The sequence below is a fragment of the Shewanella hanedai genome (assembly GCF_007197645.1).
Taxonomy (GTDB): Bacteria; Pseudomonadota; Gammaproteobacteria; order Enterobacterales; family Shewanellaceae; genus Shewanella; species Shewanella hanedai.
Genome location: NZ_VKGK01000008.1, coordinates 28,546 through 43,059 on the forward strand (window position 1 = coordinate 28,546; position 14,514 = coordinate 43,059).

A 14,514-nucleotide genomic window follows, 5' to 3' on the forward strand; every position below is an offset into this window, starting at 1 on the left:
GATTACACTCCCTCTGCCTTAGCGATATCCACAAGGAATGCTTTAAACTCAGGCACCTGTGTATTCGCATCACCCACTTCAGTCGTCAATACGTTACAACTGTAGCTTCTACGTGTTAGGCCGTTATGACCACCATGACGCGGTAAACCAACCGTGTGCACCATTTGTCCGTGAACCTTTAGCGGCTGTAGACGTTTCGTCACTAATGCCTTGGTCATCAAGCTACCGCGCTTAGAGCTAACCTTTACCCAGTCGCCGTTCGCAATGCCTTTCTTCGCTGCAAGAATTTCATCGAGTTCAACGAAAGTTTCAGGCATAGAAATAGCCGCTAAACGACAGTGAATCGTCCAGAAGTTAAAGTGCTCAGTTAACGAGTACGTAGTACACACATAAGGGAATTCCGTATGCGAACCTAAAGTCTCAGCCACACCCGGTAACATACGTACCGCAGGGTTACTAATGACATTCGGGTGCAATGGGTTAGTCCCAATGGGCGACTCCATTGGCTCGTAATGCTCTGGGAACGGCCCCTCAGCTAGATGTTTAAGCGCAAAGAAACGACCCACACCTTCAGGTTGCATGATGAACGGATGCGCCGACTCTTTTGGCGGTAACTTCATGTTGAAGTCGCCTTGATCGATGCCATGCCATTTACCATTTGTCCATTCAACGATGACGCGCTTTGGATCCCAAGGCTTGCCATTAACGTCACACGATGCACGGTTATAAAGTACGCGGCGGTTTGCTGGCCATGAGAATGCCCAACCCGGCGTGATACCTTTACCTGACGTATCAGAGTTATCACGACGCGCCATCATGTTGCCGGCTTCAGTCCAACAACCTGAATAGATCCAACAACCACATGCCGTACTACCGTCATCTTTTAGTTGGCTAAAGCTATCTAGCTGCTTACCCGTTTTAAGATCAATACCGTTAAGCTCTTTTGCCACTTCTTCTCCATGTGGGAAGTGTGGATTGTGGTAGCCCCAGTTAATCGCCTCAATCGGCTCGGGTAACACACCGCCTTCTTCTTTATAAAGCTCTCTAAGCTTCATCAAGATGCCCGATAAAATTTCGGCATCCGGCTTAGATTCCCCTGGAGGATTAGCACCCTTCCAGTGCCACTGCATCCAACGACCGGAGTTAACAATACAGCCTTCTTCTTCAGCAAATAGTGTCGTCGGTAGACGGAACACTTCTGTTTGAATTTCACTTGGCTGAACATCGTTGAACTCACCCGCTTTTTGCCAGAAAACCGAGGTTTCTGTCGCTAGCGGATCCATCACCACCATGTACTTAAGCTTACATAATGCAGCTAATGTCTTGTTACGGTTTGGCATAGAGTTAATCGCGTTAACCCCTTGGATGAAATACCCGTTAACTTGACCGTGGTACATCATGTCGATGTGCTTAGTAAAGTCGTACTGAATATCCCACTTAGGTAACCAGTCGTAACCAAAACTATTTGCAGCAGTCGCGTTTTCACCCCAGAAACTCTTCATCTGCGAGACAAAGAACTTAGGATAGTTCGACCAGTAGTTTGTTTGGCCCGGACGCAACGCTTTAGGCGTGTAGTTATCTAAGTATGTGGCTAAATCTGTATCGTTATCATTGGGTAGTTTCAAGTAACCAGGCAGGTTCTGGCATAGCAGTCCCATGTCGGTTGCGCCCTGCACATTTGAGTGACCACGCAGTGCGTTTACACCACCACCCAGTACACCGATATTCCCCAGTAGCAACTGTACAAGTGCCATCGAACGTATGTTTTGCGCACCTTTGGTATGATGGGTCCAGCCCAACGCATACATAAAGGTCGCCGCTTTATCGTGAGTGTGTGTGCTACCAATTAAGGCGCAGACTTTCTCGTAATCTTCGACTGGCGTACCGGTAATATTACTGACCGTTTCAAAATCATAGCGGTCGATATGGTGCTTTAATAGGTTCCAAACACAACGAGGATGGGCGTAAGTTTCATCAACTTTGGCATAACCATCTTCATCAAGTTCGTAATACCAAGAATCTTTGTCATAAGTACGGCTCTTTTCATCAAAACCGCTAAATAAGCCTTCATTGAATTCGAAGTCTTCACGAATAATGTAACTTGCGTTGGTATACGCTTTTACATAGTCATAATTGACTTGTTCTGTTTCAATAAGGTATCGACTTAGCCCTAAAAGGAATGCGATATCTGTACCACTGCGAAGTGGTGCATAACAGTCAGCTAATGCTGCACTGCGATTGAAGCGTGGATCAACAACCACCAATTTGGCGTTGTTCTGTTCCATAGCTTCTGTAACCCAGCCGAAACCGACAGGATGTGCTTCGGCGGCATTACCGCCCATGATCACCACGACATTGGAGTTCTTAATATCGATCCAGTGGTTGGTCATGGCACCGCGCCCAAATGTTGGAGCAAGACTTGCTACCGTTGGGGAGTGTCAGTTACGCGCAATAGTATCGATGGCCACAAGGCCAAGAGAACGAGCAAACTTGTGAGTAATAAAACCGCCTTCATTTGGCTGTGCAGATGAAGTCATCATCCCGGTTGTTAGCCAACGGTTTACTGTAGTGCCGTCACTGTTCTTTTCAACAAAGTTCTCATCGCGGTCATCTTTCATTAGACGGGCTATACGACCAAATGCTTCATTCCAGCTAATGCGTTTCCACTCGTTAGAGCCAGCTTCACGTACTTCAGGGAAATGGTTACGGTTAGGGCTATTTACATAGTCCACCAATCCAGCACCTTTAGGACATAACGCTCCACGGTTAACTGGATGGTCAGCATCACCTTCAATATGGAAAATAGCTTTCTCGGCATTTTTGCCGTTACTGCCATAGCTGTACATCAACAAGCCACAACCCACAGAGCAATAACAGCAGTTATTGCGGGTTTCTTTTGCTTTCAACAACTTATACTCACGAGGCGCAGCCATCGCAGTGCCGGGCATTAATCCCAACGCTGATATTGCCGATGTGGTCGCTCCGCAGGCACACAGTTTAAAAAACTGTCGTCTGTCCATATCACCCTCACACAATTAGTATTATCCTACTCCGGCTGCGTTCATTTCATACCAGCGTAGACTTGGTTTATGTCATCCATCACGCATGTAAGCGATACGCTAAACACAGGTTAGTTGACGCCAAGTGATTATCTTTAAAGTCACCTAAACTTACAATTAATTACAACGTATCGAGATCACACAAACAAGTAAACGGAATATAAAACCGACAAAAAACACCAAAGAAAGATAAAAAACCAGAAGCCATCGGCAAAGGTAATAAAAACAACACAAAGCACCACAAGAAAAGACCGAAACAAGAGTGGACATAAAGTCGCACGCAAAGTGGACATTTTGCCTCCCAAGGCGTAAGCGAAAAGATTGAAAGAGAAAGTCAAAAATAAAAAGCTGATGCGTACTCAAGTCGATGGCAGTTAACCGTGTGTATCTACAAACTTAAGTGGCTAAAGTAATGGTGGAGTTACTCTCTAATTACAGGGGTAAATGTCTTCGACAAACACGATGCTTAACGCCTGCCTGTAAAACGAAGTATTAGACAATATGCCACACTAGTGAGTTGAATTAGTGATTGTAAATCAAGTTGAGTAAGCGTATTTGAAGTGAAAACCGATGAAATGTACACTCAGCGGATGTTGAATACCGTAATAATAAACAGGCTGAAAGTAAATTTTACAGCCCCTTATTGTTATCTCATCAAATGATAATTAATAGCCAGTAACCAGTCAGGTGTCATTTTCAATCGGCAGAGTCATAATAAACTCTGTTCCTTGACCTAAAATTGAACTGACTTGAATATCACCGTGGAGTTTATGTGTTGCTATGTTATAGACAATACTTAAGCCTAATCCACTGCCACCAGAGCCTCGACGTGTCGTGAAAAAGGGCTCGAAGATGCAACAACAATCATTCTGTGAAATCCCCTTACCATTATCAGAAACAGTCAAAACGAGATTATATTGGCACAACGATGCGCCAATCGTTAACTTGCCTTTATCCTGCCCCTCAAATGCGTGGATCATGGCATTAAGCACCAAGTTCGTTAGCAGTTGATAGAAATCACCGGCATAAGAATTAATCGAAATATCAGCAGGGATCTCATTGATGATATCCACCGGGTACTTTTTGGTTTCAGGAGTCAAACTTTTCAGAAGTGAATCAACTAAATCATGAAGATCGAACCTCTCTTTATGAAGGTTAGTTTGCTCTACCGCCACAAGTTTGAAGTTGCTTACGAAGGAAGCGGTACGTTTAAGATTTTTATCGAGCAGAAAGCACGTATCTTTAATCTCATTTAAATATTGATTGAAAACAACTTCGGTTAACGTATCACTATTATATGACTTCTCTAATATAATCAATTCTCTGGAAAACAATGACGATGCTGTAATGGCTATTCCGATTGGCGTATTAAGCTCATGGGCAAAACCTGCAACTAGGCCTCCCAATGAGGCCATTTTTTCAGACTCCACCAGCTTAGACTGCATACTCTGCAACCGCTGCATGGACTCGTTCAGCTCCTTATAGCTTTCATTGAGCGCTAGTTCTTTACTCTCACGTAATGATATTTCATGAGTCAAATCTCGCGTCCGCTCTTCTACTTTTTGCTCTAAGGTTTCTCTTGCTAAAGCCAGTGATTGAGACATCTGGTTAAAACTCATTGCGAGCTCATAACTCTCTCTCGTGCCTTGCAAAGAGAGGCTGCTATCAGTTGTCCCTGATGCAATTTTTTCCATCATTTCGATCATTAACTCAAAGGGTTTGGCTAACCATCGACCTAATATACCTGCCAGTATCAGCACGCTGAAAATGACCATTAAAAACATAAAAACACTCAACCTTAATAGCTCATGATAAGCTCTCATGACCTCCGCTAGATCCTCTTTTAAGACCATTCCCCACTGCATTGATGGAATGTAACGTGTGGCAGCAATCACATCTTCTCCCCTGTAATCTTGCGCATACACAATCCCTCTAATCCCTGATATAGCATTGGCAAGCGGCTTAGGCAGAGCAAACACTGGGTGTAGGTCCCCAATAACCACATCAGGATCATATTTGAGCTTGGCTTGATAACTAAAGTATTCATCTTGCTTAGCAGCAACCACCACTTCTCTACTGGAAAGATTACCACTTACATCTAAGGTAACTCGCTGAATAATTTGGCTATCTACCTGAAGTACGATCACCCCCAACAACTTGCCCTCATTCAATACTGGAGCCCCGATAAACGCTGTCGCTTGCTCCAATTCGGTGGAGTATTCAAAGCTCGATGACGATGACTCAAGGAAGTATTTGGCTTTTTCTATCACGCCATGTAACCCATGGGGGGGTTTATGCTCTGTGGTTTGATTATTAGTGAGTTCATGCTGACTGGTTAAAGAGAATATCACCTCTTCTGAAGGGCTAATAAAGAGCAAGTCTAGATAGCCATAATCGGAATATTGCTGGTACACATGGCGATACTTTTCCAGTAATGCAATATATTCAGCTCGCTGTGACTCTCCTCCTTGATTTTTAGCCATGAGCACCCCAAATACCTCTATCACCTCTGTAGATTGGGACAGGGTAAAAACATCGGCGATACGTTCACTGATGTAGTCTTCTACCTGTTTGACCTTTTTATCGGCAAACTGCGACAGATGTTCCTGTTCTTGCTCTAACAAGGTGGCTTTAAAGGAAGATAGGTACAAGGTCGATAGCAGAAGTGTGGGTACCATTACACTAATCAGTAACCAGAAAAAAAGCACACTGGACAGGCCAAATCGTTTCATTGCAGTGTTAACTCCCTTACACGTTTAAGCCACTCCTGTTTTTTATGATAAGTAGGAAATGGACTTGGCCGAATAGGGGATTCGCTCGACCAGACGACCTCAAACTGACCATCTCCACGCACTTGACCTATGCGTACCGTTTTCCAGAGATGCTGGGTTTCCGCTTCTACCGACACAACCCCGTGGGGAGCATTTAAGCTTTGATTGGCCAATGTACCTCTTATTCTTAATGGCTCGAAAGTCCCTGCAGATCTTACTGCTTGAGCCCACAATTTAACCCCGATGTATGTCGCCTCCATGGGATCATTGACCACCCTGTCTGCACCAAATTCAAGCTTAAACGCGTCGATAAAACGTCTGTTTTCATCACTATCAATACTTTGAAAATAGTTCCAAGCGGCATAATGCCCTTCCACTAACCCAATTCCTATCGCCCTCACTTCCGGCTCCCCGATGCTATAAGAGAGTACTTTCACCTTGTTAAGCGCATTCATGCCTTTAAAAAAAGCGATGTTACTGTCGCCATTTATGGTGTTTACCACTAAGTCTGGCTTAAGTTCGGCGATCTCTTTAAGTGTTTGGGTCAAATCAGATGAACCTAAAGGAAGCTAGGTTTCCCCTAGAGGTGTGATGCCACGGCTTTTAAGCTGATCTTTAATAATCATATTAGCGGCGCGAGGGAAGATATAGTCAGAGCCCACTAGATATACCCGTTTACCGATATTCTCTAATGCCCAGTGGATACTTGGAATGATCTGTTGATTTGGGGTCGCACCGGTGTAGATGATATTGGGTGACATCTCTAGCCCTTCATATTGCAAAGGGTAAAACATGAGATGGTGATGCCTTTCAATAACGGGCTTAACCGACTTACGACAACTTGATGTCCAGCAGCCAAATATCACCGCCACTTTATTTTCAATGATTAATCGATCCGCTTCGGTAGCAAACTTATTTGGATCTGATGCTCCATCAGCCAACACAGGTTCAAGCTCTTTGCCCAATAAGCCGCCATCAAGGTTAATCTCTTTTATTGCCAAAGAAATAACATCAACAAGATCGCGTTCACTAAAAGACATGGTGCCAGTCATAGAGTGCAAGATACCAATTCTCACTTTGGTATCTTGCTTAGTATCACAAGCCACCAATGCAATGAGTAACCCGAAAAACAATAAGCACAGGCCAAAATACACGCGGAATCTCTTTACCACACTATCTCCAGAAACGAGTATCAGATATAAAGGTTTACTCGTGAGTTAATCTTGGCAGATAAGTGGGATTTAGCCATTTTAAAAGATTTCAGAAAGGAGATACATAAAGGGTAAAGCAAAAAGCCCGTAGACAACTACGGGCTTAAGAGGTTTTAACGTTCAACAACTACCTAAATAAAAACATCACGCTTTTGCGCTGGCCGTTATGGCGTCAGTTTCATGCCCATCGATATCTTTCTCCGTTGCATCAACAATCGTTAATACCGCAGTGTCACCAACAACGTTACATGAGGTCAATACCATGTCGATCAATCTGTCGAGTGCAGCGACAATAGCAAATGCTTCAACGGGTAATCCCATCTGATGAATCAACACGCCTATCATCACCATGCCACCACCAGGCACTCCACCAGCCCCCACTGAGAGCAAGAAAATACTAAAAAGTAGTGCAGGAAGTTGTTCCATGGCGATAGGCGCACCAAATGCGTTGGCGACGAAGAAGATAGCGATAGTTATATAGATGGAAACACCGCCCATGTTCATCGTTGCTCCTAGCGGTACACCAAAGCCTGCTACAGCTCGCTTCACACCTAATTTTTCTGTCAATGTTCGCATCGTCACAGGTATCGTGGCATTTGAACTCGCCGTCGATAACGAGAACAAAATCTGCTCGCGAGTTTTAGCACGAAACTCTTTCGCCGACACTGGCGTAAAAGCGCCCACAGCCATTGGATAGACAATAAATATCCACGTCAATAACAGGCCTAAAATAACAAAGACATACTCGAGCACGCTAACAAATATTTCAGCTTCGAGTGTCGCCCCCAGCTTTAACATCAAGGCAAACACACCGATAGGCGCCAACTGCATCACCACTGTAATAAGCTTCATCATCAACTTATTACCTTCAAGGAACCCTTGAGTAAGCAGAGGAACTCCTTTACCCAAAGACTTAACCGCACCACCCACTAGCAAAGCCATAAAAATAACTTGTAGCATGTTACCCGAGGTAAATGCGGCCACTGGATTACTTGGCACGATATTAACAATTAACTGAATTAGGTTAGGCAGCTCAGTTGCGGTGATTTGTAATCCGGTTCCCCCCGTCATATCAACGCCACGGCCTGGTTGTAACAAGAGTGCCACCGCGAGGGCTGCAAAAATAGCGACCAATGTATTAATGATATAAAAGCCGAATGTTTTCCCACCTAAGCGGCCAAAACTTTTTAAATCTTTAAGCTCTAAGACCCCACACACGATACTGACGAACACCAAAGGGACGACAAGCATCATGATCATATTCACGAACATGGCACCGACACCAGATGATAATTCGACAATGGTACCTGAGAAGAATCCAATATCGCCAAGAAGGTATTGAATGATGGAACCGAAAATTAATCCGGAAAACAGACCTATAAAGATCCTTGTTGAAAGTGATTTAGTCATTTTCCTGCCTTCAATTCAGCATGTCTTTTTGCATGCCTTAATTAATAAAACATCTAACACATTGCGCGCCGATGCTTTTTCTTATACTTACTTTGGTCAATGATAGTGAATCATGCTGGTGTGAATTTCAATGGTAATCCGCCACTCGAAAAGTTGCACATAAATGCAACATCTTCATATGGTCAGTTATTACATGAGATTGGGGAGATTATTAAGTAAAAACAATCAACTGAGTTTTACATTTCGGCTACAAACTTAACGGTACGCATCAACTCCATCACACCTATTGCAGCAAGTAAATCCGGAAAATTCAGACTTAAGGAAACAAATAACCACCAGATACGATCAGAGCAGTTCGATCAACTGCACAGTTAAAGTTAAAAGGTCGATGCAATAGTCGATTAATGATAAAAAAGCCGATACAGGTAATACCTATTATCGGCTTTTGATGATTTTTCAGCTTCTATCAACACTCAAATTAACACATCTTATGCGAAGCCTAACTCAACATCTCTGATGATAAAGTTACCCGTAAAGACTGGATCTGGCTCTCCGATCGGCTCCAGTTCAAAGTAGTCTTTATGCTCTTGAGGCAAGCCTTCGTAGCCACAAATCACTTGATAAAGCCAACTCTCCTTATCCCAAGGAAGTTCGTTTTCACCTAAGTAATCCAACGCAGACTGGCTGCGTCCAGAATCGATAACTGCACAGAAATAGTTATCGACAGCCAACTTAAGTGGATTATCTGGAATAGCAAAATCTTCTGCTTGGCTCAAAGACACTGAAACATCTTGCTCACGAACTAACAGTTCATGAGGGGTACGACTGATCGCTTTTACTCGAGATACAATGTCTAACAACTCAGGTTCATAACCCGTGTTATGCACATCCACCGCCGCCGGCGCTAAAATGGCTTCTGCACGGTTAAACAAGATCGGCAGCTGTTTGTGGCTAACATGATCCACTGGTTTATAGTCTGGATGCAGATCCGTGTAGAGTAACCATCCCTTCAGCAGACGAGTTCTTCCTCTAATCTGGCGGAATCGCCCAAGCAACTCAAGTAAACGTCCCTGAACGACGCTCAGTTCCTGAGTACAGTCACTTAAGGTTTCCTGTAGGGTTGTCACTAGCAGCTTACGCAGCTCTCTGATATCCCCCGCAATTTCACCTAGCTCGCTAAACTGGAACATGGCTAACCCGTTCAATAGCTCTGTTACCTGGCTCTGTGCAAGTTCATTTTCTCGGATCTTGGCATTGATGGTGCCCACATAACCAAACTCATTGTTTATGCGACTCCAGAGCACACGAATCGAATATCTCAATCCTTCTGCGAAGCTGTACACATGCTCACTCAGATCGGAAAGATAAGCTTCTGTCGCACCAAAATCGACGTTTTGACGAGCCTCTTTATAATGATCCGCCAATGTCTTTATGCTGGCTAAAGATGAGCCCACGTTTGAATCTATCTGACGATTACGCTCATCACTGAGCGCTTCCTCAAGCAGAGCCCGCACTGAACGCTTCAGACGCAGTTCTTGATCTGGCTCTGGTCGCCAGAGGATCTCTGCTTTACGCAGCTTCTCGATTGCAGCGCTATTCTCACCACTTTCAGAGACTGATCCCGACAGATACACATCCATAATAAGATCGGCATGTCGGCCTAGCTGCTTTAACAGCTTAACCCCAGCCTGATGTAGGTTAGTGCTCATGTTAAACCAGATCCCTTTGGGTCGCCGTTTCAGCTTGAGCTTCCAAGCTCAAGCCCTCTGTTTCATCGATAAAGCGAATAACTTCATACAAGTAATCTAACTTACCCGTCGCAATAAAAATCTGTTTCTCGACATTGGGTCTGGCCAAATATCCCAGCTCCACCAAACGCTTAAAAACTAGCTTTATCTGGGCATCAACATTGGGGCTGGTCGATCCAAATAGACGATACTGGCTAATTTTAGCCAGTTGCTCACGAAATGCAGGCGTATCTTCGATGCGGGTTTGCAGCTCAGTTAAGCGCACTGCAGCGCCTTCAGACAACGGCGCATCCTGTCCACTGGACTCCTGAACTAGAACTAACCACTCCACTAATGGGATTAAGGCATTACAGATATCTTTGAACTGAGATGAGATCACTTTACGCTCACGGTCACCTAACTGCTGGTAACCACAAAAGAAGACTTCTCCTTCACCTGCCGACCCGATAGTGCGGTTGATCTGGTTAAGATACACTTCGACACGTTCACGCGTGTCAGGATTTTTAAGTGAGCGCCAACTCTCCTCATCGGTCGTGCGGCAAATAAATTCGCCTTTTAACAGTCTTTCTATAATAGCGCCGGTGCCGACAACGACAGTCTCATTCATGTCTGACATTACACCGCCTCCTTTGCATTACGTTGATTCAGTTTGGCTGCGATTGGATTAAGCTGTGGCTTCACCACCTGAAGCTTCTTAGTCTGCTTGTTAATGATGTAGCGGTTAGCAAACAAATTAAGCACCTCAGATTCTGGATTAGGAAATGCGCCTAAAACAGAGATATTATTATTTTCACAGGCATCGAAAATCTTCTTCACGTTAGCGTGGTGCAAGGTGCCCAGCTCATCGATAGGCCAATGAATCGTCACATCGGCGCGTCCACGCAGTAGACGTGTAAAGGCCAACAGGAACTTACATAAAATAAGATACGCCATACCATGACTGGAGGATTCATTGAGCTGTCTATCGGTGCGGATCACTAGATCGCTATTGCCCTCTTTCAATCTCAGCTCAATCTCAAGCAACTTAGAGATGCCTCCAGACAGCGCTGCACGGCCAATAATGTCTAAGGCACGGCGCATCGTGTTGGTGTAGTTCTCATCAGGCAGTTCACTAAAACCATCGGCTTTCCACTGATGGAAGGCTTTAACAAATGCCTCCAGTTCAGGCCAGAACTCCAGCTCACTAATGCGCGAGCGGATCTTAACCGCTGACTCAGAAACACCGTCGAGAAAGAGCTCCTCACCCACTTCTCGAGTGATGCGGGCACTTTGAGAGGCGATACGGCGATCAATATCCACTAATACATCATAGAAAGCGGTCAGGTCGACACCGAAGATACGCCCCTGCTCACGCAAAGCTGTGATCGATTGTGGCACCATCACATTGAGCAACTGCTCAAGCTGAGGCACGAGCTTGCGGTAATCGAGGATACGGATCCCTTTATCATTGAGGAAGCTTGATTCCTCACGCGCTCGCTCCCAGATCTCAGACAAACTCGAGCCGGATTTACTGGCGATCACTGAATCAAAATGCTCAATATACTGCTTCACAGAGCTCAATAAGCTGTCCCGTTTAAGCAGTTGCTCCTCGCCCTGACGCAGACGTTCGGTCAATCCACCTTGGGCATCATCTGTGTTTTGGGGCAGTTTAAGCTCAGTTAACTTACGCATCACGCTGCGCAGTTTAGTCAAGTTCTCAGAGGCTTCAACTTGAACAGAATCAGACTGCTTACGTTGATTGTCTAGCTCCTGACGCTTCGCTTTGACTTCATTGGCCTTAGATTTAAGCTGTTGATCTATTTCAGAAGTCGCATGCTTAACCTTGGCAAGTTCAGTCTGCAGTTTCGGCTTACGGTTCAACCAAGTATGTTGATACCAATCATCATAGCGCAGTACTTCGCTACGACGCTGCTCAGCCTTGCTGATACTGGTTTCTAAATCGCGGATCTCTTGCTTAAGCGCCACAATTTTATCTTCATCGACACCACGAGACTTAAGTTCGTTCTTATACCACTGCTCACAGGCTTTCTGTTCGCTATTAGCATGAGCACGTCTCTGTTCGATGTTGGCCTTAATCTGATTAACTTGGTTATCGAGTGCGCCAACCACCTCTTGCCAGTAGGCGTTCTTCTCCATTTTAGCTTCAAGCGCTTGCTCTTTTTGCTCTTCGAGCCACTCTTGATGCTGTGAATTCAGGTTTTTCAAATCACTGTCGAAACGACTTAGACTCTTCTGAGCCTCAGATTTACGCGAATTCAGTGATTGGTTAATCTTCTCCTGCTCGCCGCGTTTTTCATCAAACAAGCGACGAAGGTCATCACGACTATTTTTATAGGCCGTGCGAGCAAAGGTCAATTCGCGAGTTAACCCATCGAGTTCTGCATTGATGGCAACCAGTTGATCTTCAGCTTCTGCCTGTAACTCTTTAGCGCTTTGCAGCACCTCTTCAGCCTTAGCATGACGAATACGTAATTCTTGCTCAGAAGCGGCGTATTCAGGCGCATCAATCGCCTTAAGATCAAGCGCAATACCGTAAAGGGCATCAACCTTATCAGCAAGAATTGATGGATGAAGATCGCTACGGTGCAGCAACTCAGGGTTAATGATCTTACCTAATGTCTCTTCCCAATCACCGCTCTCTTTACGTAAAAACTCTAGTAAAGTGTGAGATTGAGGGAACAGAATATGGTGTATCTCATCGAGTTCGCTCTGACGTTCAGTCACCCGTATGCCAGATACACGTAGGGCTTCATTCGATTGATCACGCTTAGCTCTGAGCTTACGTTCTTCAATCGTCAATCTGTCGACCTTAGCGTTACAGCTTTCCTGCTCCTCGTCGGCGTGGGTTATCCGCTCATCGAAGACCGCCAACGTCAGCTTTTCCTCCTCCGTGTAAGTGACATTATCAACTCGTACTTTAAGCTCAGCAGCTGAAAGCTTAAGTTGATACTCCTCTTCACGGAACTTAGCCCGGCCGGTTTCCATCTGTTCACGCCATAGGCCATCTAATGCCTCTAGCTCACCGCGCCCGATCTCTCTTTGTTTATCGCGACTTTCCCGATGGCTGTCCTGCTCTTGATGCAGATTTTCAAGCTCACGGTTTAGTCCTTCACCAATTTTACTGCGACGGGCATTGTAAGCCGCTTCAATATCTTGGTGCTTCTCAGTTTGTAACTTATGGCGTTCAGATAAATTTTCTAAACTGCCACGCCAGTTAGATAGCTGTTCGAGATCCATCTTGGCTTGCTCGATATCGGCATCCAAAAAGTTTGCGTGTTGCTCTTCGATGGCATCGAGTTCATATTCACACTTGGCCACATCACCTTTTGCAGCTGACAAGTCCAAGTTGAGCTCATCACGCTGCTCTTTCCACTCATCATCGAGTGCTCTGAGTTGGGCATTCAGCGCTTTAGATAAGTCTTGATTGTGATCTTGGCGTTCAACTTCAACGGTTTCATCTTTGCTATAGCCGCATTTTAGACTGGCAAGACGCTGCTCTGCACTGAGAAGTTGATCAAACTCCTGCTCTAACTTCTCAAATTCAGGGCGGATCTGCTCAAAACCTTGAATAAGCTGACTGTCTCTAATCCAAGCTTCGACTCGTTGCGGGTTCAGACGAGAACTTGGTGGGTTGACCCCGTCCTCCTCTAATATGGCGGCGATCATTGATTTGATCGTCTCCATCTTGCCCTCTTTCGAATGCACCGCTTTGGCGAGCTTTTCGATATGACGCAAAGAATGCTCTGCTTCGCACAACGAGAATTGGCGCGCATAGTTACGCAGTTCAGTGCGGTTGCTGCCCGTACTGAGTAGCGCACGGTCATTTTGAATAATCGCTCTGAATTCGCGGGTGTTAAGCAGGTTAGTGACCGCGACTCCCGCTCGTTTCATCTCACGGCCAAGCTCGGCCATGGTATGGCACTGGACCATGTCGCCCAGATTCGACTTAATATAATCTTCTAGCTCAAAGCCCTTGGCGATAAAGCGATAGTTCACCCCTTTACCGTCACCTGCTGATGCTAGAACCGCTTGATTGAGCAAGCCATCGGCACGCTTATACTCATAGATAATGAAACTGGAATCATGGGGCAGATACCACCGCTCGAAACTGTCACGGGTCGAAGGAACAACACGACTTGGGTATTCGCCATAAAAGACAGGAACCAGACGCTGTAGCGTGGTTTTTCCTGAGGCGTTGGTACCACAAATGTTGGTATGACCATCTAGGGCGAGTTCCACTACACCAGGGAGGTGTGTATCGATAAGCACTATTCGATTCAAGCTTGGCATTTCTTTCCTTATCCAAACGATGCCT

Annotated in this window: 6 protein-coding genes and 1 pseudogene; all 7 read right to left on the minus strand. The window is 45.2% G+C overall.

The window, feature by feature from the left end:
• Nucleotides 1–2: 2 nt before the first annotated feature.
• Nucleotides 3–3,020, minus strand: a complete 3,018-nt coding sequence (fdnG, locus tag FN961_RS08365; protein WP_143564104.1) for a formate dehydrogenase-N subunit alpha — start codon at nt 3,018–3,020, stop codon at nt 3–5.
• A 722-nt stretch (nt 3,021–3,742) separates the two neighbouring features.
• Entirely contained in the window at nt 3,743–5,791 is a 2,049-nt protein-coding gene (locus FN961_RS08370) for a sensor histidine kinase (RefSeq protein WP_143564105.1), read from the minus strand.
• A pseudogene (locus FN961_RS08375) lies at nt 5,788–7,002 on the minus strand (urea ABC transporter substrate-binding protein). Before FN961_RS08375 ends, FN961_RS08370 begins: the two are co-directional and overlap by 4 nt.
• A 183-nt stretch (nt 7,003–7,185) precedes the next feature.
• On the minus strand, nt 7,186–8,451 hold the full coding sequence (locus FN961_RS08380; RefSeq protein ID WP_143564106.1) for a dicarboxylate/amino acid:cation symporter: 1,266 nt from the start codon (nt 8,449–8,451) through the stop codon (nt 7,186–7,188).
• Between the two features lie 488 nt (nt 8,452–8,939).
• Nucleotides 8,940–10,160, minus strand: coding sequence for a phosphoenolpyruvate carboxylase (locus FN961_RS08385; protein WP_143564107.1), 1,221 nt, complete (start codon nt 10,158–10,160; stop codon nt 8,940–8,942).
• A 1-nt stretch (nt 10,161) separates the two neighbouring features.
• The gene (locus FN961_RS08390; RefSeq protein WP_143564108.1) at nt 10,162–10,815 is read right to left on the minus strand and encodes a hypothetical protein; all 654 of its coding nucleotides are present in this window, start codon (nt 10,813–10,815) and stop codon (nt 10,162–10,164) included.
• Nucleotides 10,815–14,489 (minus strand): ATP-binding protein, encoded by a 3,675-nt coding sequence (locus FN961_RS08395; RefSeq protein ID WP_143564109.1) that lies wholly within the window; start codon nt 14,487–14,489, stop codon nt 10,815–10,817. The genes FN961_RS08390 and FN961_RS08395 overlap by 1 nt, the downstream gene beginning before the upstream one ends.
• Nucleotides 14,490–14,514: the final 25 nt, after the last annotated feature.

Coding starts and splice junctions, on each gene's coding strand:
- FN961_RS08380 (WP_143564106.1), bottom strand. CDS start 8,451: ATGACTAAATCACTTTCAACAAGGATCTTTATAGGTCTGTTTTCCGGA.
- FN961_RS08390 (WP_143564108.1), bottom strand. CDS start 10,815: ATGTCAGACATGAATGAGACTGTCGTTGTCGGCACCGGCGCTATTATA.
- FN961_RS08395 (WP_143564109.1), bottom strand. CDS start 14,489: ATGCCAAGCTTGAATCGAATAGTGCTTATCGATACACACCTCCCTGGT.
- FN961_RS08385 (WP_143564107.1), bottom strand. CDS start 10,160: ATGAGCACTAACCTACATCAGGCTGGGGTTAAGCTGTTAAAGCAGCTA.
- FN961_RS08370 (WP_143564105.1), bottom strand. CDS start 5,791: ATGAAACGATTTGGCCTGTCCAGTGTGCTTTTTTTCTGGTTACTGATT.